General features: G+C 41.1%; 23 protein-coding genes and 1 other annotated feature. Of the genes, 22 read left to right on the top strand and 1 reads right to left on the bottom strand.

The genetic code is table 11. The annotated features are described in order from the left end of the window. Positions 1–22 precede the first annotated feature (22 nt). The 18 genes from mnmA to QFZ72_RS09100 all read left to right on the top strand — a co-directional run bounded on the left by mnmA (position 23) and on the right by QFZ72_RS09100 (position 19,082). A complete protein-coding gene (mnmA, locus tag QFZ72_RS09015; RefSeq protein WP_307432087.1) occupies positions 23–1,138 on the top strand; it encodes a tRNA 2-thiouridine(34) synthase MnmA in 1,116 nt (371 codons plus the stop codon). A 177-nt stretch (positions 1,139–1,315) separates the two neighbouring features. Beyond that, positions 1,316–1,969, top strand: coding sequence for a tetratricopeptide repeat protein (locus QFZ72_RS09020; RefSeq protein ID WP_307432088.1), 654 nt, complete (start codon positions 1,316–1,318; stop codon positions 1,967–1,969). A 29-nt stretch (positions 1,970–1,998) separates the two neighbouring features. Then, a complete protein-coding gene (recD2, locus tag QFZ72_RS09025) occupies positions 1,999–4,374 on the top strand; it encodes an SF1B family DNA helicase RecD2 (RefSeq protein WP_307432091.1) in 2,376 nt (791 codons plus the stop codon). Between the two features lie 2 nt (positions 4,375–4,376). Then, positions 4,377–4,877 (top strand): PRC-barrel domain-containing protein, encoded by a 501-nt coding sequence (locus QFZ72_RS09030; protein ID WP_307432094.1) that lies wholly within the window; start codon positions 4,377–4,379, stop codon positions 4,875–4,877. A gap of 14 nt (positions 4,878–4,891) precedes the next feature. Further along, entirely contained in the window at positions 4,892–5,083 is a 192-nt protein-coding gene (locus QFZ72_RS09035; RefSeq protein WP_070879785.1) for a hypothetical protein, read from the top strand. 390 nt (positions 5,084–5,473) lie between these two features. After that, on the top strand, positions 5,474–6,535 hold the full coding sequence (locus QFZ72_RS09040; protein WP_307432098.1) for an AI-2E family transporter: 1,062 nt from the start codon (positions 5,474–5,476) through the stop codon (positions 6,533–6,535). Positions 6,536–6,586: 51 nt separating this feature from the next. Then, positions 6,587–6,796 (top strand) — a binding site (T-box leader). A 122-nt stretch (positions 6,797–6,918) separates the two neighbouring features. Continuing rightward, on the top strand, positions 6,919–9,552 hold the full coding sequence (alaS, locus tag QFZ72_RS09045) for an alanine--tRNA ligase (protein ID WP_307432100.1): 2,634 nt from the start codon (positions 6,919–6,921) through the stop codon (positions 9,550–9,552). 156 nt (positions 9,553–9,708) lie between these two features. Beyond that, positions 9,709–9,975, top strand: coding sequence for an IreB family regulatory phosphoprotein (locus tag QFZ72_RS09050; protein WP_029279472.1), 267 nt, complete (start codon positions 9,709–9,711; stop codon positions 9,973–9,975). Between the two features lies 1 nt (position 9,976). Next, positions 9,977–10,393: a Holliday junction resolvase RuvX gene (gene ruvX / locus QFZ72_RS09055; RefSeq protein WP_252201687.1), complete on the top strand. Its 417-nt coding sequence runs from the start codon at positions 9,977–9,979 to the stop codon at positions 10,391–10,393. A gap of 32 nt (positions 10,394–10,425) precedes the next feature. After that, a complete protein-coding gene (locus tag QFZ72_RS09060; RefSeq protein WP_252201686.1) occupies positions 10,426–10,713 on the top strand; it encodes a DUF1292 domain-containing protein in 288 nt (95 codons plus the stop codon). Between the two features lie 209 nt (positions 10,714–10,922). Continuing rightward, on the top strand, positions 10,923–12,050 hold the full coding sequence (gene mltG / locus QFZ72_RS09065; RefSeq protein WP_307432111.1) for an endolytic transglycosylase MltG: 1,128 nt from the start codon (positions 10,923–10,925) through the stop codon (positions 12,048–12,050). A gap of 183 nt (positions 12,051–12,233) precedes the next feature. Next, complete coding sequence (locus QFZ72_RS09070) at positions 12,234–12,896, top strand: O-methyltransferase (protein ID WP_307432114.1); 663 nt, start codon at positions 12,234–12,236, stop codon at positions 12,894–12,896. Then, entirely contained in the window at positions 12,889–13,818 is a 930-nt protein-coding gene (locus QFZ72_RS09075; protein ID WP_307432117.1) for a peptidase U32 family protein, read from the top strand. The genes QFZ72_RS09070 and QFZ72_RS09075 overlap by 8 nt, the downstream gene beginning before the upstream one ends. A 27-nt stretch (positions 13,819–13,845) precedes the next feature. Further along, positions 13,846–15,114, top strand: a complete 1,269-nt coding sequence (locus QFZ72_RS09080; protein ID WP_307432118.1) for a peptidase U32 family protein — start codon at positions 13,846–13,848, stop codon at positions 15,112–15,114. A 3-nt stretch (positions 15,115–15,117) separates the two neighbouring features. Next, complete coding sequence (gene udk / locus QFZ72_RS09085; protein WP_252201681.1) at positions 15,118–15,753, top strand: uridine kinase; 636 nt, start codon at positions 15,118–15,120, stop codon at positions 15,751–15,753. Positions 15,754–16,064: 311 nt separating this feature from the next. Beyond that, positions 16,065–16,538, top strand: a complete 474-nt coding sequence (greA, locus tag QFZ72_RS09090; protein WP_070879795.1) for a transcription elongation factor GreA — start codon at positions 16,065–16,067, stop codon at positions 16,536–16,538. A gap of 57 nt (positions 16,539–16,595) precedes the next feature. Beyond that, on the top strand, positions 16,596–18,338 hold the full coding sequence (locus tag QFZ72_RS09095) for a peptidoglycan D,D-transpeptidase FtsI family protein (protein ID WP_307432121.1): 1,743 nt from the start codon (positions 16,596–16,598) through the stop codon (positions 18,336–18,338). 54 nt (positions 18,339–18,392) lie between these two features. Next, positions 18,393–19,082: a DUF1510 family protein gene (locus QFZ72_RS09100; protein ID WP_307432125.1), complete on the top strand. Its 690-nt coding sequence runs from the start codon at positions 18,393–18,395 to the stop codon at positions 19,080–19,082. 172 nt (positions 19,083–19,254) lie between these two features. Here QFZ72_RS09100 and QFZ72_RS09105 read toward each other — a convergent pair whose 3' ends face one another. After that, a complete protein-coding gene (locus QFZ72_RS09105; RefSeq protein WP_223436869.1) occupies positions 19,255–19,455 on the bottom strand; it encodes a DUF2536 family protein in 201 nt (66 codons plus the stop codon). A gap of 171 nt (positions 19,456–19,626) precedes the next feature. On the opposite strand from QFZ72_RS09105, the gene QFZ72_RS09110 reads away from it, so the two are divergent. The 4 genes from QFZ72_RS09110 to QFZ72_RS09125 are packed head-to-tail and all read left to right on the top strand — an operon-like array spanning position 19,627 to position 23,098. Then, positions 19,627–20,268 carry a class I SAM-dependent methyltransferase gene (locus QFZ72_RS09110; protein ID WP_307432129.1) on the top strand — a complete coding sequence of 214 codons (642 nt, stop codon included), beginning with the start codon at positions 19,627–19,629 and terminating at the stop codon, positions 20,266–20,268. Between the two features lie 30 nt (positions 20,269–20,298). After that, positions 20,299–20,997 (top strand): 5'-methylthioadenosine/S-adenosylhomocysteine nucleosidase, encoded by a 699-nt coding sequence (gene mtnN / locus QFZ72_RS09115; RefSeq protein ID WP_307439675.1) that lies wholly within the window; start codon positions 20,299–20,301, stop codon positions 20,995–20,997. A 42-nt stretch (positions 20,998–21,039) separates the two neighbouring features. Continuing rightward, complete coding sequence (locus QFZ72_RS09120; protein ID WP_307432132.1) at positions 21,040–21,963, top strand: PLP-dependent cysteine synthase family protein; 924 nt, start codon at positions 21,040–21,042, stop codon at positions 21,961–21,963. Between the two features lies 1 nt (position 21,964). Continuing rightward, on the top strand, positions 21,965–23,098 hold the full coding sequence (locus QFZ72_RS09125) for a bifunctional cystathionine gamma-lyase/homocysteine desulfhydrase (protein ID WP_307432135.1): 1,134 nt from the start codon (positions 21,965–21,967) through the stop codon (positions 23,096–23,098). Positions 23,099–23,114 lie beyond the last annotated feature (16 nt).

The following is a 23,114-nucleotide window of genomic DNA, read 5'->3' on the forward strand; positions in this document are numbered from 1 at the left end:
ATGGACACTGGAGGTGAAAAAGATGCAAAAAGCACCTAAAGACACACGCGTTGTTGTTGGAATGTCAGGAGGGGTAGATTCCTCTGTTGCGGCCCTTCTTTTAAAACAGCAGGGCTATGACGTGATCGGCATCTTTATGAAAAACTGGGATGATACGGATGAGAACGGAGTCTGTACGGCTACTGAAGACTATGATGATGTGATTCAGGTCTGCAATCAAATCGGAATCCCCTATTATGCAGTAAACTTTGAAAAACAATATTGGGACAAAGTGTTCACTTATTTTTTAGATGAATATAAAGCAGGGAGAACCCCGAATCCTGATGTGATGTGCAATAAAGAAATTAAGTTTAAAGCATTTTTAGAGCATGCAATATCCCTTGGCGCAGATTACCTTGCTACAGGGCACTATGCACAAGTTGAGTACCGCGACGGGGAATACAAAATGCTCAGAGGCGCTGATGAAAATAAAGATCAAACTTATTTCCTCAATCAGCTGACCCAAGAGCAATTATCAAAAGTCATGTTCCCAATCGGAAATATTCCTAAGTCAAAAGTACGCGAGCTTGCAAAAGAAGCAAATCTTGCAACCGCAGCGAAAAAAGACAGTACGGGCATATGCTTTATCGGAGAGCGGAATTTCAAAGAGTTTTTAAGCGGCTACCTTCCTGCACAGCCTGGTTTAATGCAGACTCTATCAGGAGAAGTAAAAGGCAAGCACGATGGCCTGATGTATTACACCATCGGACAGCGTCATGGACTGGGCATTGGCGGCAGCGGCGATCCTTGGTTTGTGGTAGGGAAGGACCTTGAAAAGAATGTGTTATACGTGGATCAGGGCTTTGACAATGAACTGCTCTATTCGGAATCGATTACAGCTACAAACATCAGCTGGGTTTCAGACAAACTGCCAGAAGGAGAAGTTGTCTGCACAGCAAAATTCAGGTATCGTCAGGAAGATCATGCTGTCACAGTGAAAATGATGGATGAAACAACTGCACAAGTGATTTTTGACAAACCGATCCGTGCGATCACACCTGGACAGGCTGTTGTTTTCTACAAGGATGACGAATGTCTGGGCGGCGGAACCATTGATGAAGTATTTAAAAAGAATGATAAAATCTGGTATGTTGGTTAAAGATGCAACCTTTGTTAAAACCTCAACGTCGGTTGAGGTTTTTTCTTTAAGTCATAGGAACGAATAAAAATATACCCACATTTATGTCTAGCGCAAGCGTCTGGCTCCTCGGTCAGAACGGATCAAGGCGCTTGCGCTTTTCTTTTAAAAATTTTGTTGCCGGGAGTGCTGTTGATAATGAGTGATAAAAGTACATTAGGAATAGAAGCAATGCAAAAAGGCGATTTTGAAAAAGCAGCAGGATATTTTTCAGAGGCTATTGAAAAAAACCCCAAGGACGCTGTTTGTTATGTGAATTTCGGAAATTTATTGGCAGCAGTAGGAGAACTTGAAAAAGCGATTTCTTTTTTTGAGAAGGCTATTGAATTAGATGCAAACACGACAACTGCCTACTATGGTGCAGGCAATGTTTATTACAACAGCGAACAGTTTCAAGCGTCGCAAAAAATGTTTTTAAAAGCGATTCAAAAAGGGATGAATCATTCGGATGTCTTTTTCATGCTCGGAATGAGCTATGTGCAAATGGAACAGCCGCTGCCTGCCCTTCCATATCTGCAAAGAGCAGTGGAATTAAATGAAGAGGACACGGAAGCGCGCTTTCAATATGGATTATGTTTAGCCCAGCAGGAATCACTGAATGAAGCCATTCGTCAATTTCAGATTGTAGTGGAGCAGGACCCTAATCATGCGGACGCATACTATAATTTAGGTGTTGGCTACGCATTTAAAGAGGATGCAAAAAAAGCCATGGACATGCTGGACCTAGCTTTGAGCATACAGCCGGATCATGATATGGCTGCTAATTTGAAGCAGCTTATGCAAACACTGTAAGAAGAAGGCAATCAGGGGGAGGAGATCTTGTGCAGCAAAAGGCGGACCTGTTTCAAGAGCAGGAACGGTTTTTAAAAGGAAAGATCATCACGGTTATTTATCAGAATGACCAAAACCATTATACCGTTTTAAAGACGGAGGTTCTTGAAACGAGCGAAAATTATGATCAAAAAGAAATAACCGTGACAGGCTATTTTCCTCTTCTGCATGAAGATGAGACATATACCTTTTTTGGGATGCTGACGCAGCATCCGAAATTTGGCCAGCAATTTCAGGCTGAACATTATCGGAAAGAAATTCCAAAAACGCGCGACGGTGTCATTCAATACCTTTCAAGCGATCTGTTTAAAGGGATTGGCAGAAAAACAGCTGAAGCCATAGTGGATGTTCTAGGTGAAGGCGCGATTTCTAAAATAATGGAAGATCCTTCGGTGCTTGACAAAGTGCCGAAGCTCGGCAAAGACAAAGCAAAACAGCTTCTTGATCAGCTGAAGGAGCATCAGGGTCTAGAGCAGGCAATGATTATTTTAAATCAGCTTGGGTTTGGCCCTCAGCTTTCCATGAAAATTTACCAGTCCTATCAGGAAAGAACGATCCAAGTGATTCAGGAAAATCCTTTTCAGCTAGTTAAAGATATCGAGGGAATTGGCTTCGTGCGCGCTGATGAGCTTGGAGGACAAATGGGCCTCGGCGGAAACCATCCTGAGAGGATTAAAGCGGCTTGCTTTTATACAATTGAACATCTTTGCCTTCAAGAGGGCCATACATATGTTTCACTGGAGCAGTTAATTATAAAATCAATGGAATTGCTGAATTCATCGAAGAGTTCAGGAATCATTGAAACAGATATCTCGGAGCAAGTAATCAAACTTGCAGAAGATAAAGGGATTATTATTGAAGAAGACAGAGCTTATCTGCCGTCCCTCTTTTTTGCTGAACAGGGGCTTGTGAAAAGTATCCAGCGTGTCCTTTTGCAGACAGAATATGACAGCATTTTCCCTGAATCAGAGTTTTTGCTTTCACTCGGAAAACTGGAAGAGAGAATGAAAGTGCAGTACGCGCCGACTCAAAAAGAAGCCATACAAACGGCTCTGATGTCCCCTATGCTGCTGCTGACGGGAGGACCTGGTACAGGCAAGACAACCGTTATTAAAGGGATCGTAGAGCTTTACGCAGATTTGCATGGCTGTTCGCTTGAGCAAAAAGACTATAAAAAAGAAGAGCCTTTTCCAATCTCATTAGTTGCTCCGACAGGACGGGCAGCAAAAAGAATGACAGAAGCAACAGGCCTACCGGCTGTAACGATTCACCGGCTGTTAAAGTGGAACGGTGCAGAAGGATTTGACCACGGGGAAGATAATCCGATCGGTGCAAAACTGCTGATTGTTGATGAAATGTCGATGGTGGACACTTGGATTGCAAATCAGCTGTTTAAAGCTCTGCCTGAACATATTCAGGTCATAATGGTTGGAGATGAAGATCAGCTGCCCTCTGTAGGACCCGGTCAAGTGCTGCGTGATTTGCTTGAATCTCAAGCAGTTCCCGTTGTAAGACTGACGGATATTTATAGACAGGCAGAGGGTTCATCCATAATAGAGCTTGCACATGATATTAAAAAAGGAAGGCTGCCGGATAATCTGACTGCACCTACTAAAGACAGATCCTTTATTCGCTGCAGCGGTGCACAGGTAAAGGAAGTCGTCGAGAAAGTCATATCAAACGCCATCAAAAAAGGGTATACAGCCCGAGATGTTCAAGTGCTTGCTCCGATGTACCGCGGGCCTGCTGGCATAGATCAGCTTAATATTATGCTGCAGCAGCTGTTTAATCCTAAAGCTGAAAACAAAAGGGAAATGAAATTTGGCGAGACTGTATACAGATCGGGTGATAAAGTCCTTCAGCTCGTTAATCAGCCTGAGAGCAATGTTTATAACGGCGATATCGGCGAGATTGTGTCCATTTTTTATGCAAAGGAAAACACTGAAAAAGAAGATATGATTGTCATCTCTTTTGATGGCAATGATGTCACATATACAAAATCAGATTTCAATCAATTTACGCATGCCTTTTGCTGTTCGATCCATAAATCACAGGGCAGCGAATTCCCGATTGTTGTTGTGCCTGTCGTCAAAAGCTATTACAGAATGCTTAGAAGGAACTTAATTTATACGGCCATTACAAGAAGCAAGCAGTTTTTAATCCTTTGCGGAGAACAAGACGCCCTTTTGCGGGGAATTGAAAACAGAGATCATTTAAACCGTCAGACTTCTTTAAAAATGAAGCTTTCAGAAAAACAGCCTATTATTGAAGAGCATACAGGGGAGCTTCCTTTTGACCTTGCTGATGCCATGATCGGAATGGAAGGCATTACCCCGTATGACTTTATGGAAGACAACAAAATCTAAGAATGTTCGGAAAGGGGGAGTTTCTCCTGCGGACATTTACAGAGCTCAGAGGAATGCCGGCAGTTGATGTTGAAGATGGATCAATCGCTGGTTTTGTATCTGATGTTTGTTTTGATGCAAATGGCTCTTTTATAGGGCTGTTATTAAATGAAAAAGGGATATTCAGAAAAGGGCGCATCGTTCCGGCAGAGACGATTTGTACAATAGGCAAGGACGGGATTATGGTTAACGGCAGAAGCAGTCTGAAATCGATGTCTGAATTTAGAGAGGCTTATTTCCTGCAATCACACCGGAGGATCCAGTACAAAGCAGTCTATTCTACGGAAGGAGAAAAGCTTGGGCTTCTTGCTGATGTATACTTTTCTGAACAAGTGGGCACCATTGTAGCATATGAACTGACGGACGGATTCTTTGCAGATATGATGGAGGGAAAACGAAAGCTTGACCCTCCTGGGTCTTTAACCATTAGCAAAGATGCAATCGTCATGGATTTTATTCATTAGCGAGGTGCACCGCATTGTTAAAATGCCCGAATTGTAAAAGTAAGGATATTGGGAAGATTGGCGTGAATCAGTATTATTGCTGGGGCTGCTTTATTGAGCTGTCCATATCCAAGGGCCAAATCTTTACCCATCAAGTGGAAGAGGACGGTTCTTTAAGTTCTCTTGATGATCTTTTTACAGATGATGATCGGACAATCAGCATGTAGACATAATGAAGGGGGAACCAGCAATGAACCGCAGAATGTCCTCAATGCTTTCAGATCTGATTGGACGCATTCCGATGTCCAAACGTTCCATGAAAAGAATGCGAAAACGAATGATGAAAAGGTTTTAATGCGTTGTCCCCTGCTGTGAATAAAGCAGGGGATTTTTCATTTTTTAGAAATAAAATAATCGTTTAGCGGCCCTAATCCTTCGCTATGCCTTGGACAAAGCGCGTACAACAGAAAAAGTGCTTCTTAGTAGAAAAAAGTGCATCAAAGCGGTCCACCGGTTTCTTATCTTCTTCAGGAGCAGAACATGGCGCTTTCGCTATTAAAATTTCAATGCATATTTCGTCCTCTCCTCCCCAAACTAAAGATGAGGAGTGATGCATTTTGAAGGAACGTTATATTAAATGGCTGATGAGAATCGGTATTTTTCTTTTATGTTTGCTATCTGTTTATCTATTTTTGAAGCTCCGTGTCCTTTGGGATCCTTTTTTTATTATCATCAAAGCTATCCTTCTTCCATTTTTGATCGCCGGGTTTATTACCTATTTGCTGCATCCGGTTATTGAGAAACTGCATTCCACTGGAGTTCCGCGCACACTCTCAATCTTAATTATCTACACTCTTTTCTTTGGCGGGATCGGTTATGGCTTTTACAAGGGGATTCCAGTCATGATTGAACAGCTTAAGGATCTTTCTGAAAGTTTTCCGGTATTTGAGAAAAAATATCAGGGATGGCTATCCACGATCCATAATCAGACTGACCGGTTTCCTGAAGAGGTTCACGCTAGAATTGAATCAGCTTTTCAAAATATAGAAGCCTGGTTTTCCTATTGGATTGACAGAATCTTAAATAGCATAGGAAGGGTTTTCGATTATGTATTAATTATCGCTCTCATTCCTTTTCTGGTATTCTATATGCTGAAAGATTATGAGCAAATTAAAAAAGCAGCCTGGTATTTAACTCCCAAGCGATGGAGACCTGAGGCAGTCATTTTTGTCCGGGATGTCGATCAGTCATTGGGAAATTACATAAGAGGGCAGCTTCTTGTTTGTTTTATAATTGGTTTTTTGGCATTTATATCACTTTGGTTTTTCGATATTAAATATCCTTTAGTCATTGGCATTTTAATTGGCGTAACGAATGTCATTCCATACTTCGGACCGATTATTGGAGCCGTTCCGGCAGTCATTATTTCAGCATCCATGTCTCTTGATACTGTCCTGATTGTAATCATTATTATTTTTTCGCTGCAATTTATCGAGGGGAATATTCTTGGTCCTTTAATCGTTGGAAGAAGTCTTCACATGCATCCCATTGTCATTATGCTGGCCCTTTTAGCAGGAGGAGAAATTGCAGGGATTATCGGGATGATTTTAGCGGTTCCTGTATTAGCTGTTTTAAAAGTGACTTTGCTGCATCTCGTACAATTGAGAAGACAGCATTGACATCGTCACATCCTATGAACTATAATTCTGCGTATACACTGCATATATTTTATAAAAACGATGAAGGAACGAGTACGTTTCAGACCATCTGACAAGAGAGGAATTTCCCAGGCTGAGAGGAATTCCAGGATGAAGGGAAACAGAAGGCTATTCCAGAGTGCAGGCAAACCCTGCCGTCTTAACCCCGTTACGGTTAAATGAAGCTGATGGACATTAAGTCCATAATCAGGGTGGTACCGCGAGCAATCTCTCGTCCCTGTGAAAATCTCTATGATTTTCACAGGGGCGGGAGTTTTTTATTTTGTTAAAGGCTATTTTAAGAGAAGGTGTATGAAAGACACAGCTTTCTTTATGTAAACAGCCGCAATAAAGGAGGAAAAAAGATGAAAACACTAACTTCAGCACAAGTTCGTCAAATGTTTTTAGATTTCTTCAAGGAAAAAGGCCATGCAGTGGAACCAAGTGCTTCTCTGGTTCCTCATGAAGATCCGTCCCTGCTTTGGATCAACAGCGGAGTTGCGACATTGAAAAAATATTTCGACGGCCGAGTCATCCCGGCAAATCCAAGAATTTGCAATGCACAAAAATCAATCCGGACAAATGATATTGAAAATGTCGGCAAGACAGCCCGTCATCATACATTTTTTGAGATGCTTGGAAACTTTTCAATCGGTGATTATTTTAAAGTAGAAGCCATCGAGTGGGCATGGGAATTCTTAACGAGTGAAGAGTGGATTGGCTTTGATCCAGAAAAACTGTCCGTTACCATTCATCCGGAAGATGATGAAGCATTCTTAATCTGGAAAGATAAAATTGGTGTGCCTGAAGAGCGGATTATCCGTCTGGAAGGAAACTTCTGGGATATCGGCGAGGGACCAAGCGGACCGAATACAGAAATTTTCTATGACCGCGGCAAAGTTTATGGAAACGACCCTAAAGACCCTGAGTTATACCCAGGCGGAGAAAATGAGCGATACCTGGAAGTATGGAACCTTGTATTCTCAGAGTTCAATCATAATTCAGACGGTACATATACCCCGCTGCCAAAGAAAAACATTGATACAGGAATGGGACTTGAGCGGATGGTATCTGTTATTCAGGACGTTCCGACCAACTTCGATACAGATTTGTTTATGCCGATCATCGAATCAACTGAAACGATTTCAGGCGAAAAATACCGCACTGATCATGAAAAAGATGAAGCCTTCAAGGTTGTAGCTGATCATATTCGCACGGTTACATTTGCTGTTGGAGATGGTGCCCTTCCATCAAATGAAGGACGCGGATACGTGCTGCGCCGCCTTTTGCGCAGAGCAGTAAGATATGCAAAGAAACTCAATATCAACCGCCCGTTTATGTATGAGCTTGTACCGGTTGTCGGGGAAATTATGGTTGACTTCTACCCTGAAGTAAAAGCAAAAACAGAGTTTATTCAAAAAGTCATAAAAAATGAAGAAGAACGCTTCCATGAAACGTTAAATGACGGATTGTCCATTTTATCTGAAGTTGTAAAATTGCAAAAAGCTAAAGGAAGCCGCATCATTCCTGGAACGGACGTTTTCCGTCTTTATGATACATACGGATTTCCTGTTGAACTTACAGAAGAGTACGCACAAGAAGAGCAAATGGAAATCGACCATGAAGGCTTCAAAAAAGAGATGGAAGGCCAGCGCGAGCGTGCACGTGCTGCAAGGCAGGATGTTGATTCTATGCAGGTGCAGGGCGGAGTACTTGGCGAAATTAAAGCCGACAGCACTTTCGTCGGATACACTCAGCTTACGGCGAAAGCTTCAGTGTCTGTTCTTCTGAAAGACGGGAAGCTGACAGACAATGCAAATGCTGGAGATGAAGTGCAGCTTATTTTAAATGAAACGCCTTTTTATGCTGAGAGCGGCGGTCAAATTGCGGATGAAGGCACAATTGAAAATGATGCAGTCAAATTGCAAGTAAAGCATGTACAAAAGGCTCCAAATGGACAAAACCTGCATACTGCAGTTGTGATCAGCGGCACAGTGAAAACAAATGATGAAGTAACTGCTGCTGTTAATGAAACAACTAGAAGTGCGGTCATTAAAAACCATACTGCAACACATCTCTTGCATCAGGCTCTTAAAGATGTTCTTGGGGGACATGTCAATCAGGCAGGATCACTTGTAACAGCTGAAAGACTTCGATTTGACTTTTCACATTTTGGTCAAGTGCAGCCTGAAGAGCTTGAACAGATTGAGCAAATTGTAAACGAACAAATCTGGAAGAGCATCGGAGTCAATATCGAGCTTAAACCAATTGCTGAAGCGAAGGAAATGGGTGCAATGGCTCTTTTTGGCGAAAAATACGGAAATATTGTCAGAGTTGTTCAAGTAGGAGATTACAGCCTTGAACTGTGCGGAGGCTGCCATGTTGACAATACCGCTTCCATCGGCCTGTTTAAAATTGTAGCTGAAACAGGAATAGGTGCAGGCACACGAAGAATAGAAGCAGTTACCGGACAAGCCGCTTATCAGCTGATAAAAGACCAGCTATCCATTCTTTTTGACGTTTCATCAAAACTGAAATCAAATCCTAAAGATGCTGCAAGCCGTGTAGATGCGCTGCTCAGTGAAGTTCGCTCTCTCCAAAGGGAAAATGAATCATTAACAGCTAAATTGGGTAATGTAGAAGCTGGAAGCTTATTGGGCAGCGCTGTACAAATTGATGGTGTAACCCTTCTTTCAAGCAAAGTAAATGCAAAAGACATGAACAGTCTTAGAACAATGGTCGATGAATTAAAGCAAAAATTAGGATCAGCCATTGTCATTCTTGGAGCAGCTCATGACGGAAAAGTAAGTCTTGCAGCAGGAGTTACAAGTGATTTAGTCGAAAAGGGTTACCACTCAGGGAAATTAATTAAAGAGGTAGCTGTAAGATGCGGAGGAAGCGGAGGCGGCCGTCCTGATATGGCACAGGCTGGCGGCAAGGATCCTGAAAAACTTGAAGAAGCTTTGAAGTATGCATTAGAATGGGTTAAAACTATCTAATATAGGGATCAATGAACCTGTTGCTTTCTGGCGGAATTTCTCTAAAGATTTCGCCAGAAAGTGAAATCCGTTTTATAATTTCAATAGTTAGTGTAGAATGGTAGTATGAATGGACAAGCAGATTCCACAGGTGAATCTGGGAAAGAGGTGCGAGTGATGAGTTCCTTTGATAAAACGATGAAGTTTAACTTTTCTGAGGAAGCAGTGGAAACAAATGTGAATGAAGTCCTGTTCACTGTATACGATGCTTTGAAAGAAAAAGGCTATAATCCGATTAACCAAATCGTTGGGTACCTGCTCTCTGGAGATCCTGCATATATCCCCCGTCATCGCGATGCAAGAAATTTAATTCGCAAGCTTGAACGGGATGAACTCATTGAGGAATTGGTTAAATCGTACTTACACCATCATAGAGAGGATTAATATGCGAATTATTGGTTTGGATTTTGGCTCCAAAACCCTTGGAGTTGCTGTCAGCGATGAATTTGGCTGGACAGCACAGGGGCTTGAGACGATTAAAATTGATGAAGCCGGCGGCAACTTCGGGCTGGAGCGTCTCACTCAGATTGTGAACGAGCATCAAGCAGAAAAAATCGTTCTTGGATTCCCAAAGAACATGAATGGAACGGTTGGACCAAGAGGTGAAGCAAGCCAGACATTTGCTTTAAAGCTTGAGAAAAAATTTGGGATCCCGGTTATACTATGGGATGAAAGATTGTCCACCATGGCGGCTGAACGAGTTTTGATTTCAGCAGATGTCAGCAGAAAGAAAAGAAAAAAAGTAATTGATAAAATGGCTGCAGTGATGATTTTGCAGGGATACTTAGATAGCCTGAATTAAACTGACAGCAAACTATAGATGAGGTGACTGCAATGGAACACGGAGAAAAACAAATTACAGTAGTAGACGAAAATGGAAATGAACAGCTTTGTGAAATTCTTTTCACATTTGCATCTGAAGAATTTGGAAAATCATATGTGCTTTACTACCCTCTTGGCGAGCAGGATGATGAAGAGGAAATCGAAATTCATGCATCAAGCTTCGAACCGACAGCAGACGGGGTAGATGGAGAATTAGCACCGATTGAAACAGAAGAAGAGTGGGATCTTGTAGAAGAGATGCTGAATACATTCCTTGATAACGAAGAGGAAGAAAAGTAAGAAACCGTCTTAGGACGGTTTTTTTGTGCCTGAAAAAGAAAAATGTTTATCATAGGAGATAATAGTTCTATGGTAGGATTGCCAAACCTGGAACGATAATGAATTTTCACTCTTAATGTGACCTTTCCTTAAAAAATATGCTGGAATTTGGCGAAAAAACAATGATTATGTAGTATAATCATTTTGATGAAAGGGGGACTCGTCTTATAATGTCAGAAGCTGATTCGAACAAACATTCAATCCAAAATAAACTCCTTGAAAAACAGCAGGAAGCTAAAGTCATCCGAAAAATAGTCCTTGTGATTTTTGTTGTTTTAGTCATTTTAATGACAGGATTAATCGGTGGCGGCTATTTATATATAAAGTCTGCGCTGCAGCCTGTAGATGAAAAGGACAAAAATGCAATTAATGTAAACATTCCAATAGGATCATCCGTTTCCTCAATTGCAGCCATTTTAGAAGAAAAGAAAATCATTAAGGATAAAAGAGTATTTAAATACTATGTGAAATTTAAAAATGAGTCAGGATTTCAGGCGGGAGACTACAAATTAACACCCTCGATGGAAATCGAAGATATCGTGGCAAGTCTTAAATCCGGTAAAGTGATTACGGATGTTGTGTTCCAAATTCGAGTTCCCGAGGGAATCCAAATAAGGGACATTGCTAAATCGATAGCCAAACATTCAGGGTTTACCGAAAAAGAAGTCCTCAGCAGGATGAATAATAAAGAGTTCATAGCTGCGATGCAAAAGAAATATCCGGAAACCATCACGAAAGATATCTATGGACAGAATATTAAATATCCTCTTGAAGGCTATTTGTATCCTGCGACCTATCCTTTTTATGAGAAAAAGCCTTCCCTTGATTTTATTTTAGAAGAGATGATTAAAAAGACGCATACTGTTATAATCTCTTATCTTCCGCAGCTTGAAGAGAAGAAAATATCGGTCCATCAATTTCTTACAATGGCATCTCTGATTGAAGAAGAAGCTACAAAATCAGTTGACCGGAATAAAATATCAAGTGTATTCTACAACCGGATTGAAAAGAAAATGCCACTACAGACAGATCCTACTGTGCTGTATGCACTCGGGGAGCATAAGGACAGAGTTTATTATAAAGATCTAGAAGTGAAATCACCCTATAATACGTATAAGGTGAAAGGACTTCCTCCCGGACCAATTGCAAATCCCGGAGATCAATCCATGAAAGCGGCATTGGAGCCTGAAAAAACAGATTTTCTTTATTTCCTGGCAACAAAAAAAGGTGAAGTCATTTTCACGAAAACACTTGAAGAGCACAACAAAGCTAAAGCAGAGCATATTTCCAATAAATAAAGAACAGAAGGGAACGTGAAAATATTCGCATTCCCTTTTCTGTTGTGGTAAAATATATCGAGTTGTGTAGAGAAAGATAAACAAAATAACAAATAATGACAAGAGTTCTCTGAAAGAACTCTTATTTTCATGACTTAAGACACACTTTAACGGTGAACAACGCACCGTTTGAAGGAGAAGACAATGAAAAACGACACGATTTTATCATATATAGAGAGCCTTCTTCCTGATCAAGACGAAGCAGTCAGGCAAATGGAGCAATACGCGCTTGATCACGCTGTGCCAATTATGGAAAAGACAGGGATAGAAGTTCTGATTAGTCTGCTTTTGCTGAAACATCCCAAAAAGATTTTAGAAATCGGCACTGCAATCGGCTATTCTGCGATTCGTATGTGCAAAGCGCTCCCTGAAACAGAAATCGTAACGGCTGAAAGAAATGCAGAACGATTTAAGCAAGCAGCCATAAATATTGAAGCAAATGCGTTAGCAGACCGTATTACTGTTCTGCATGGAGACGCATTGGAGCTTAGAGAACAGATAGAAGAAAAAGGTCCTTATGACGTGATTTTCATTGATGCAGCAAAGGGACAGTATATGCGCTTCTTTGAAATGTACGAACCAATGCTTTCAGATAACGGCTGCATAATTACAGACAACGTCTTATTCAAAGGCTTAGTTGCATCTGAAGAAGAAGATATGTCCTTTCATCGGAGACGGCGGGCGCTTTTAAGAAAAATACGGACATACAATGAATGGCTGATGTCAAACAAATCCTATCACACAGCAATTTTTCCTGTGGGTGACGGAATGGCTGTAAGTATAAAACGAGGTGAAAAAGATGAATAAACCAGAATTAATTGTAACACCGATAAAAGTTGAAGATATTCTCCCTCTTGCTGAAGCAGGCGCTACAGCAGTCGTTATCGGAGAACAGCGTTATGGTCTCCGTCTTGCAGGTGAATTTAACCGCGATCAAATGAAAGAAGCAACATCTCTTGCTCATTCAAAAAACGTAAAAGTATATGCTGCAATGAATGCCATTTTTCATAATGAGAAAATTGAAGAATTGTATGATTATCTTCGATTCTTAAATGAGATAAAAGTAGATGCGGTCGTGTTTGGTGATCCGGCTGTTTTAATGGCTGCACGGGAAGCAGCACCTGATATGTTGCTTCATTGGAATACAGAAACGACAGCAACCAACTGGTATACGTGCAATTACTGGGGCAGAAAAGGCGCAAAACGCGCTGTTTTAGCACGGGAATTAAGCATGGAATCAATCATTGAAACAAAAGAAAATGCAGAAGTGGAGATTGAAGTGCAGGTACATGGTATGACATGCATGTTCCAATCAAAACGCTCCCTGATCGGAAACTACTATGAATACCAGGGCAAAGCTATGAAAATTGAGAGCATCCAAGATGAAAAAACGATGTTCCTCCATGATAAAGAGCGCAGCAATAAGTACCCGATTTATGAAGATGCAAACGGCACCCACATCATGAGTCCCAACGATATATGCATTATTGATGAGCTTTCAGATATGATTGATGCTGGAATTGACTCGTTTAAAATCGATGGTGTCCTTCAGACATCTGAGTATTTAATCGAGGTTACAAAAAAATACCGCCAAGCTATGGATTTATGCACCCAGGACCGTGAACAGTATGAAGATGTAAAAGATCAGCTGCTTGCGGACATAGAAGAAATTCAGCCTGAGAACCGGCCTTTAGATACAGGATTTTTCTTTAAGGAAACAGTGTACTGAAAAATAAGAAATGAAGGAGGAATAAGGATGGTTACTGTTAAAAATAACATCTCACAAATTATAGACGGCAAACGCGTCATTACGAAAAAACCTGAATTGCTGGCTCCTGCCGGAAATTTAGAAAAGCTTAAAATTGCCGTGCATTACGGGGCTGACGCTGTTTTTATCGGCGGAAAAGAATTTGGCCTGCGTTCAAATGCAGACAACTTTTCACAAGAAGAAATGGCTGAAGGTGTTCAATTTGCAAACAAATATGGTGCAAGAATTTATGTAACGACAAACATTTTTGCACATAATGAAAACATGGACGGTCTTGAAGATTATTTAATGGGTCTGCAGGATGCAGGTGTAGCGGGCATCATAGTAGCCGATCCGATGATTATTGAGACATGCCGCAAAGTAGCGCCAAAGCTTGAGGTTCACCTAAGCACCCAGCAATCTCTTTCAAACTGGAAAGCTGTTCAGTTCTGGAAAGAGGAAGGTCTCGAGCGCGTGGTGCTTGCCCGCGAAACGAGCGCTGAAGAAATTAAAGAAATGAAAGAAAAAGTGGATATCGAAATTGAAACGTTTATCCATGGTGCAATGTGCATAGCCTATTCCGGACGCTGTGTACTAAGCAACCATATGACTGCAAGGGATTCAAACCGCGGTGGCTGCTGTCAGTCTTGCCGCTGGGATTATGATCTCTATAAACTTGCTGATAATGGTGAAGAAGCGCTGTTTAGTGAAGATGATGCAGCATTTGCGATGAGCCCAAAAGATTTAAATTTAATTCAATCCATTCCAAAAATGATTGAGCTTGGAATTGACAGCCTGAAAATTGAAGGGCGCATGAAATCCATTCACTACGTAGCAACAGTCGTAAGTGTGTATCGCAAGGTCATTGATGCATACTGTGCGGATCCTGAGAACTTCGTCATTCAAAAAGAGTGGCTTGATGAGCTTGATAAATGTGCTAATCGTGACACTGCGCCAGCATTCTTTGAAGGTGTTCCAGGTACAGAGGAGCAAATGTTTGGAATTCATGGAAAGAAAACGACTTTTGACTTTGCAGGACTTGTCCTTGATTACAATGAGGAAACAGGTATGGTTACCCTTCAGCAGCGCAACTACTTCAAACCAGGGGATGAAGTCGAATTCTTTGGTCCTGAAATTTCGAACTTTACGCAAACCATTGATAAACTATGGGATGAAGACGGCAATGAGCTCGATGCTGCCCGTCATCCACTGCAAATTGTGAAGTTTAAAGCGGATCAAAAAGTCTTCCCAAATAACATGATGCGAAAGGGGAAGTGACAAATGGGGGAAAAGCCCATTGTAATCGGCGTTGCCGGCGGCTCCGGCTCAGGCAAAACAAGCGTTACAAAATCCATTTATGAGCATTTCAAAGGACATTCCATTCTGATGCTTGAACAGGATTTCTATTATAAGGATCAAAGTCACCTTCCATATGAAGAGAGACTGAATACAAATTATGATCATCCGCTTGCTTTTGATAACACGCTTTTAATTGAGCATATTAAACAGCTTCTGAATTACGAAGCTATTGAGAAGCCTGTATATGATTATAAGCTTCATACTCGTTCAGAAGATGTTCTCTTAGTAGAACCTAAAGATGTGATAATTCTTGAAGGGATCCTGGTCCTAGAAGACGAGAGACTCCGCAACTTGATGGATATGAAGCTTTATGTGGATACAGATGCAGACATCCGTATTATCAGAAGAATGCTCCGTGATATTAAAGAACGCGGAAGAACAATTGATTCCGTGATTGAGCAGTATGTTTCGGTTGTAAGGCCGATGCACAATCAGTTCATTGAGCCTACTAAGCGTTATGCGGATATCATCATACCAGAAGGCGGTCAAAATCACGTAGCGATTGACCTTATGGTTACAAAAATTCAAACAATTCTTGAACTAAATGCAATTTTGTAATAACATAGCATAGATAAAGATTACTGTGACCATATTATGTATAGGCTGTTAAAGTTTCTCAGGGTTCATCATTGACTGAGTAAAAATTCTCATTTAAAGTAAACTTGAGCATTGTATGCTCTATGAGGAAAGCAAGCCGCAGGCTTGCTTTTAAGCTACATTTAAGGCTATTCCTCACAAGATCACCTGAAAAGTTCAGCATATGCATATTGCAGTGTGAGGGCTGAAAGTTTTCGCCCTCCCCATAATCACAGTGCATTTTTACATACCTAATTTTTTTGGGGGACAGTTATACTAGAAGGAGTGAGATCATGGCACAAGAAAAAGTATTTCCTATGACAACTGAAGGTAAAGAAAAGCTTGAGCAGGAATTGGAATATTTAAAATCCGTTAAGCGTAAAGAAGTAGTCGAAAGAATCAAGATTGCCCGCAGCTTCGGGGACCTTTCAGAAAACTCTGAGTATGATTCAGCGAAAGAAGAGCAGGCTTTTGTTGAAGGACGAGTGACTACGCTTGAGAACATGATCCGCAATGCGAAGATCATCGTGGAAGATGCCGATACAAATGTTGTCACACTTGGCAAAACAATTTCATTTGTTGAACTTCCAAATGGCGATGAAGAAACATATACAATCGTAGGAAGCGCTGAAGCAGATCCATTTGAAGGCAAAATCTCAAATGATTCTCCGATTGCAAAGAGCCTGATGGGCCGTCAAGTTGGAGATGAAGTCAATGTGCAGACTCCTGGCGGAGAAATGCATGTGAAAATTACAAACGTTAAATAATATAGGTTTAATAAAAAAACACCTCGTCGACACTAATTACTGACGAGGTGTTTTTCTATGAAAACAAGAAAAAGAATGAAATTCATTGCGATTGGCATTTTTTTATCCATGCTTGCGTTAATTTTGAGACTTGCAGATATCCAGATGATTCACACAGAATCTTTTACAGACAGAAACATAAATTTGATTGAGGAAAGCGTCAGTCAGCGAACACAGGAAGTCATGATTGATGATGGGCGAGGTCGTTTTGTAGACAGAAATGGAAGCCCTCTTGGACACGATCAGGAGGCCAAGCTTGTATTGTTTCCGTTTCTGAATAAGATTGACTGGCCAATCAGTAAACTATCAGCAATTGTCAATGTGCCAGGATTCAAATTGGAGAGATTATTAGAAGAAGCCGATAAACCGCTGCTCTTGGGATCAAAAGAAGGGTTCGAGCTGAATGAATCCGCCATAAAAGAAATCAATGATTTGGAGATCCCAGGTGTATTTGCCATTTACCAGCAAACAAAAAAGAAAGGGCAGGCAGCTGATCATTTTATCGGTATAACAGGGGAAAATGCTGAAGTACTTAGAGAAAAATATCCAGACAAGAAAAATTTATCTTCGAAAACTCAGCTTGGGATTACAGGACTCGAAAAGGCATTTGATGAATTTCTGCTTCCGGATGCCGAAACGAAACTATTGTACCACGTTGACGGGGACGGAAATCCGCTGTTCGGCATTAATGTTAAATATATTGCTGATGCCAATCCTTTTTATCCTGTAAGCGTTAAAACAACTATAGACAGATCTATGCAGGATATTGCGAATGATGTTATGAACCGGTATAACGTGAAAAAAGGGGGCATCGTGCTGCTTGATGTAGAGACAAGCGAAGTACTTGCCATGGTCAGCAAACCCGAAATGAACCGATCTGAGCATGAAACCTATGCGAATCTGATGCTCACTCCAATTGCACCCGGTTCAGTGTTTAAAACAGTCATTGCTGCAGCTGGGATTGAAAACGGAATTGATAAGAACAGAATATATGACTGCAGTCTGAATATGTACGGTGAACCTGATGAAGAAAACGATAAAGGCAGCTTAAATTTAGAAAGAAGTTTTGCGGAAAGCTGCAACTATACATTTACATCAATTGCTAACGAGTTAATGGAAAAAGACCCAGACACAATAGATGAATATGCAGGAAAGCTGGGATTAACCGAAAAAGCCGGCTGGAGCGGCCCGGTGTATCATTATGAAGATTTTAAGCAATTTCCTGAAGAGAAAAATCCGCATTTATGGGGAGATAAGACGGACAAAACTGCAGAACGGGCAATTGCTCAAACAGCAATCGGACAAAAAAATGTCCGGGTCACACCGCTGTCAGTGGCAAACATGATGACTGCAATCGCTCGGGGCGGCGAAAAAAAACAGGTGAAAATTGCAGATAGTATCTTATATAAAAATGGCACTACCATGTTTAAGTTTCCGAATAAAGAACCGGAAAGCGACAATATTTCACCTTATACAGCTGCAAAGCTTCAGCACCTGCTTCGATTAGTCGTAACGGATCAAGAAGGGACCGGCAGAAGGTTTCAAAGTTTGCCATTTGAGGTATCAGGTAAATCAGGGACTGCAGAAACAGGAAAAGGTACAGTACATAAATGGTTTGCAGGATTTTTTCCTTCACATCAGCCTAAATATGCCATGGTTGTAGTAGAGCTTGATACACATAGTGCGCAATCTTCGGCAAATAGTATTTTTTATGACATGGCTAATGAATTGGCACGGCTAGAAAATGCTTCTACTAGATAGAAATTCATTCTAATGATAGAATAAAACAGAATGTTAGAGGGATAAAGGAGTGTAATGCACTTGAGCAAACTAAGTAAAGGATCTCGTTTTGAAAATCGTGATAAGCGCCGAAAAGCAAATGTTGTCCTGAACGTTTTAATTGGCATCGTCGTCATCCTTATTCTTGTTATTGGATCGCAGCTGATGCTTGGCGGAGATGACAGTGAACAGGCATCAAAAAATACGGAAGAAGAAACGGGTTCAAATCAAATCGAAAACGAAAAAAATAAAGAAGAAAAAGATAAAGAACAAACAGCGAAAGAAGACGCTGAATCAGATCAAGACAGCAGCGAAGAAGTGGATGCTGCTGAAGAAGAAGAGAATGCAAAAGAACAGCCAGAAGAATCAGAAGCAGGGGAAGAAGTGGTCACAGAAGGAGATCCGAATTCCAATGTTGACCAGATTATAGAAAATCCGGGCTGGAAACCAGTAGGCACTTCACAAACTGGACCTCATGCAGCTCAGTATGACAAGAATTCACAGGACTGGGCGGAAATGATTAAAGCGATGAGCTATGCAACCGGCTTAAGCGAATCAGATATGACAATCTGGTTTATCGGCAATAACGGAAGTCCTAATGATGCCAAAGGAACCATTTCATCCAAGGACAAAACGCAGAACTTCAAAGTAGAAATTACCTGGGTGGAAAATGAGGGCTGGAAGCCTGTTAAGGTGGAAAAATTAAAGCAAACAGAAACAAGGTAATGTAAAAGGTGAGACCCGGTATATCCGGGTCTCACCTTTTTTTCGCTTGAATGTCTAGTTCCATTACCCAACACCTCGGCCAGAAAAAAACCGGCAAAAAGTCAAAACCGGACTTTTCTGCCGCATTCTTATCTTCCCTTCCTGAGTAAACGAGCGCTTGCACTATTCTCATTTATTTAGCTTTAAAATGCACAGCAGCACTATAGAACCTTCTGCCTTCCTCTGTCACATGCATTTGATGGGCAACAGAATGAAGCTCAAGCAAAATGGCTTTATTTACCTCGATTTGCTCATTGATCTTTCTTTCCAAATCTGTGATTTTCTCTGCCTCAAAAAATTCTACTTTATCTTTTATAAACTCCAATTTAAACATTAAGCAATCCTCCATTCTCATGCCCTATTATTTTACCAAAATAACCGATGGAAAGTCTTTTCATTGCCTTAATGAAAGGGATTATGGTAAATTAAGAACAGTTCAATTTTTAATTCATAGTATACAGATAGGAATTATTAAATTTGCAGCATATAATGGAGCGTGGCATAAATGGGCAGAGAATTTGTAGAGTTATTTGAGGATTGGGCACATTCGTATGATTCAACTGTCGGTGGACATGATGAAGAATACAAAGAAGTTTTTGCAGGCTATGATCAAATTCTTAAAGCTGTCACACAGCTTTCTGGAAAAACGGTTCTTGAATTTGGTGTAGGTACCGGGAATTTAACGAATGAGCTTTTGAATAGAGGGAAAAAAGTATTTGGAATTGAACCATCGAAAACAATGCGTGAAAAGGCGGCAGAAAAGCTTGGCAGTACGGTGCACATCAGCGACGGAGATTTTTTGACATTTCCAGTTCCTGAGGAACAGATTGAAACGATTGTGAGCACATATGCTTTTCATCATCTAACAGATGAAGAAAAGGAGAAAGCTGTCCGAATCTATAGCAGTCTTCTTGGAAAAGGTGGTAAAATAGTTTTTGCTGACACTGTTTTTACCGATCAGAAGGCGTATCAAGCCATGATCGAAAAATCGAAAAAGCAGCATTTCTTAAACCTGGCAAATGATCTTGAATCTGAATACTACACAACACATTCTGTCATGCGCCGTATTTTTGAAAGCAACTCTTTTGAAGTTACCTTTACACAAATGAATGAATTTGTCTGGTTAATGAAAGCAGTGAAACAATAATTCGCCTTTTGGAAAGGATTTGACTAAATGATGAAAGCAGCAATTATCGGAGCAATGGAAGAGGAAGTATCTATATTAAGAGAACAGCTTGAAAATCCTTCTTCAGAAACAATTGCAGGCAGTGAATTTACAACAGGAACATACAAAGGAATTGATGTGATTTTATTAAAATCAGGGATCGGAAAGGTAAACGCTGCAGTGAGCACAACCCTTTTACTTGACCGATATAAGCCTGATTATGTAATCAATACAGGATCAGCAGGCGGTTTTCATCAATCATTGAATGTAGGGGATGTAGTCATTTCATCTGAAGTGAGACACCATGATGTTGATGTTACAGCATTCAATTACGAATACGGGCAGGTGCCGGGAATGCCGCCAGCTTTTTTACCGGATTCAAAGCTGGTTGAAATTGCAGCCCAACAAGCTGAAGGGCAAACAGGCATTCAAGTTGTAAAAGGACTGATTGCAACGGGTGACTCATTTATGAATGATCCGGAAAAAGTAGCATATATCCGCACTAAATTTGACAGCCTTTATGCAGTAGAAATGGAAGCAGCAGCTATTGCTCAAGTATCGCATCAATTTGGTGTACCATTTGTCATTATCAGATCATTATCTGATATTGCCGGCAAAGAATCTGATGTTTCATTTGAACAGTATTTAGATACAGCAGCGAAGAACTCTGCACAGCTTGTTTTAAGTATTGTGAGTGCTTTAAAAAGCTAATAGACGGGGTGATCCTCTTTTTAACTCTGGGGAGTGATTAAAATGAAAGTTGTAAAGGGCATTGAAGAACTTATAGGGCATACACCGCTGATGGAGATTACACAATTTGAACTGCCTGCAGGAGTGCGCCTTTTTGCAAAACTTGAATTTTTTAACCCGGGCGGCAGCATTAAAGACCGTCTTGGCGTTGAATTGATAGATGAGGCGATTAAAACCGGCAAAATAAAAGAGGGCGGAACCATTATCGAGCCTACAGCAGGCAATACCGGAATCGGTCTCGCCCTTGCTGCGATTCACCGCAAAGTCAATGTTGTCGTATGCGTTCCTGAGAAATTCAGCATGGAAAAGCAGGATATTATGCGAGCTCTCGGAGCAAAGGTGGTCAATACTCCAACTAGTGAAGGAATTAAGGGAGCTATTAAAAAAGCACAAGAACTACTTGAAGAGATCCCTGGTTCTTATTGTCCGCAGCAATTTGCCAATCCCGCGAACCCCCTTACTTATTACAAAACGCTCGGTCCCGAGCTTTGGGAGCAGCTGGATGGCCGCATTGATATATTTGTGGCTGGAGCGGGCACAGGCGGTACGTTCATGGGCACAGCCCAATATTTAAAAGAAAAGAACGAAAATATCAGGACTGCCATAGTCGAGCCTGAAGGCTCCATCTTAAATGGCGGTGAATCGGGCCCGCATAAAACAGAAGGTATCGGCATGGAATTCCTGCCAGGTTATATGGACGAGTCATATTTTAATAGCATTCATACCGTTTTAGATATAGATGCATTTAACCGTGTAAAGGAGCTTGCTATAAAAGAAGGTCTTTTAGTTGGGAGCTCATCAGGAGCAGCACTTCACGCAGCACTAATAGAGGCAGAAAAAGCTAAATCGGGAACAAACATTGTAACCATTTTCGCTGACAGCAGTGAGCGTTACTTAAGTAAAAAAATCTATGAAGGAGGAATATAGGATGAAACGCAAAACAAAGATGATTCATGGGGGTATAGTCGGAGATCCTCATACAGGAGCCGTATCAACGCCAATCTATCAAGTCAGCACATACAAACAGGATGGAGTCGGAAATCATAAAGGATTTGAGTACTCACGTACCGGTAATCCTACAAGACACGCATTAGAAGAGCTGATTAAGGATCTTGAAGAAGGACACGCTGGCTTTGCTTTTGGTTCAGGTATGGCTGCAATAACAGGAGTTATGATGCTTTTTAACAGCGGAGATCATGTTATTTTAACAGATGACGTTTATGGCGGAACATACCGCGTTATGACTAAAGTGTTAAACCGTCTTGGCATTGATTCTACATTTGTTGATACAAGTGATCTATCAAACATTGAAGGAGCGGTCAAAGAAAATACAAGAGCGCTATTTATCGAAACACCAACAAATCCGCTTCTTAAAATTACGGATGTAGAAGCTGCAGCCTCTCTGGCTAAAAAACATGGGCTGCTTACGATTGTAGACAATACATTCAGCACTCCGTATTGGCAGACTCCTCTTTTAATGGGAGCAGATATTGTCCTTCATAGTGCAACAAAATACATCGGCGGCCACAGTGACGTTGTAGGAGGGCTTGTTGTCGTTAACTCTGAGGAGCTGGCTGAACAGCTTCACTTTGTCCAAAACTCCACTGGAGGAGTTCTGGGGCCTCAAGATTCATGGCTTCTTATTCGCGGCATTAAGACTCTTGCGCTGCGCATGGAGGCACATGAAAGAAATACTGCTGCAATCGTCCAGTTTCTTGTTCATCATCCAGCTGTTAAAAAGGTGTTTTATCCAGGTCTTGCAGATCATCCAAACCATGAAATTGCCAAAAAACAGGCATCAGGTTTCGGCGGAATGGTTTCATTTGATGTAGGAAGCGAAGAGAAAGCAGAAGAAGTCTTGTCAAAAGTTAAGTATTTTACATTGGCTGAAAGCTTAGGTGCTGTTGAGAGTTTAATTTCCGTGCCTGCTAAAATGACGCATGCTTCGATTCCTGCAGAACGCCGCATGGAGCTAGGCATAACAGATGGTTTAGTAAGAATTTCTGTAGGTATAGAAGATTCAGAGGATTTAATTGAAGACTTAAAAAATGCTTTAAACTAATTCCTCTTTTGCCGGA

The organism is Bacillus sp. V2I10 (genome assembly GCF_030817055.1).
Classification (GTDB): Bacteria; Bacillota; Bacilli; order Bacillales; family Bacillaceae; genus Bacillus_P.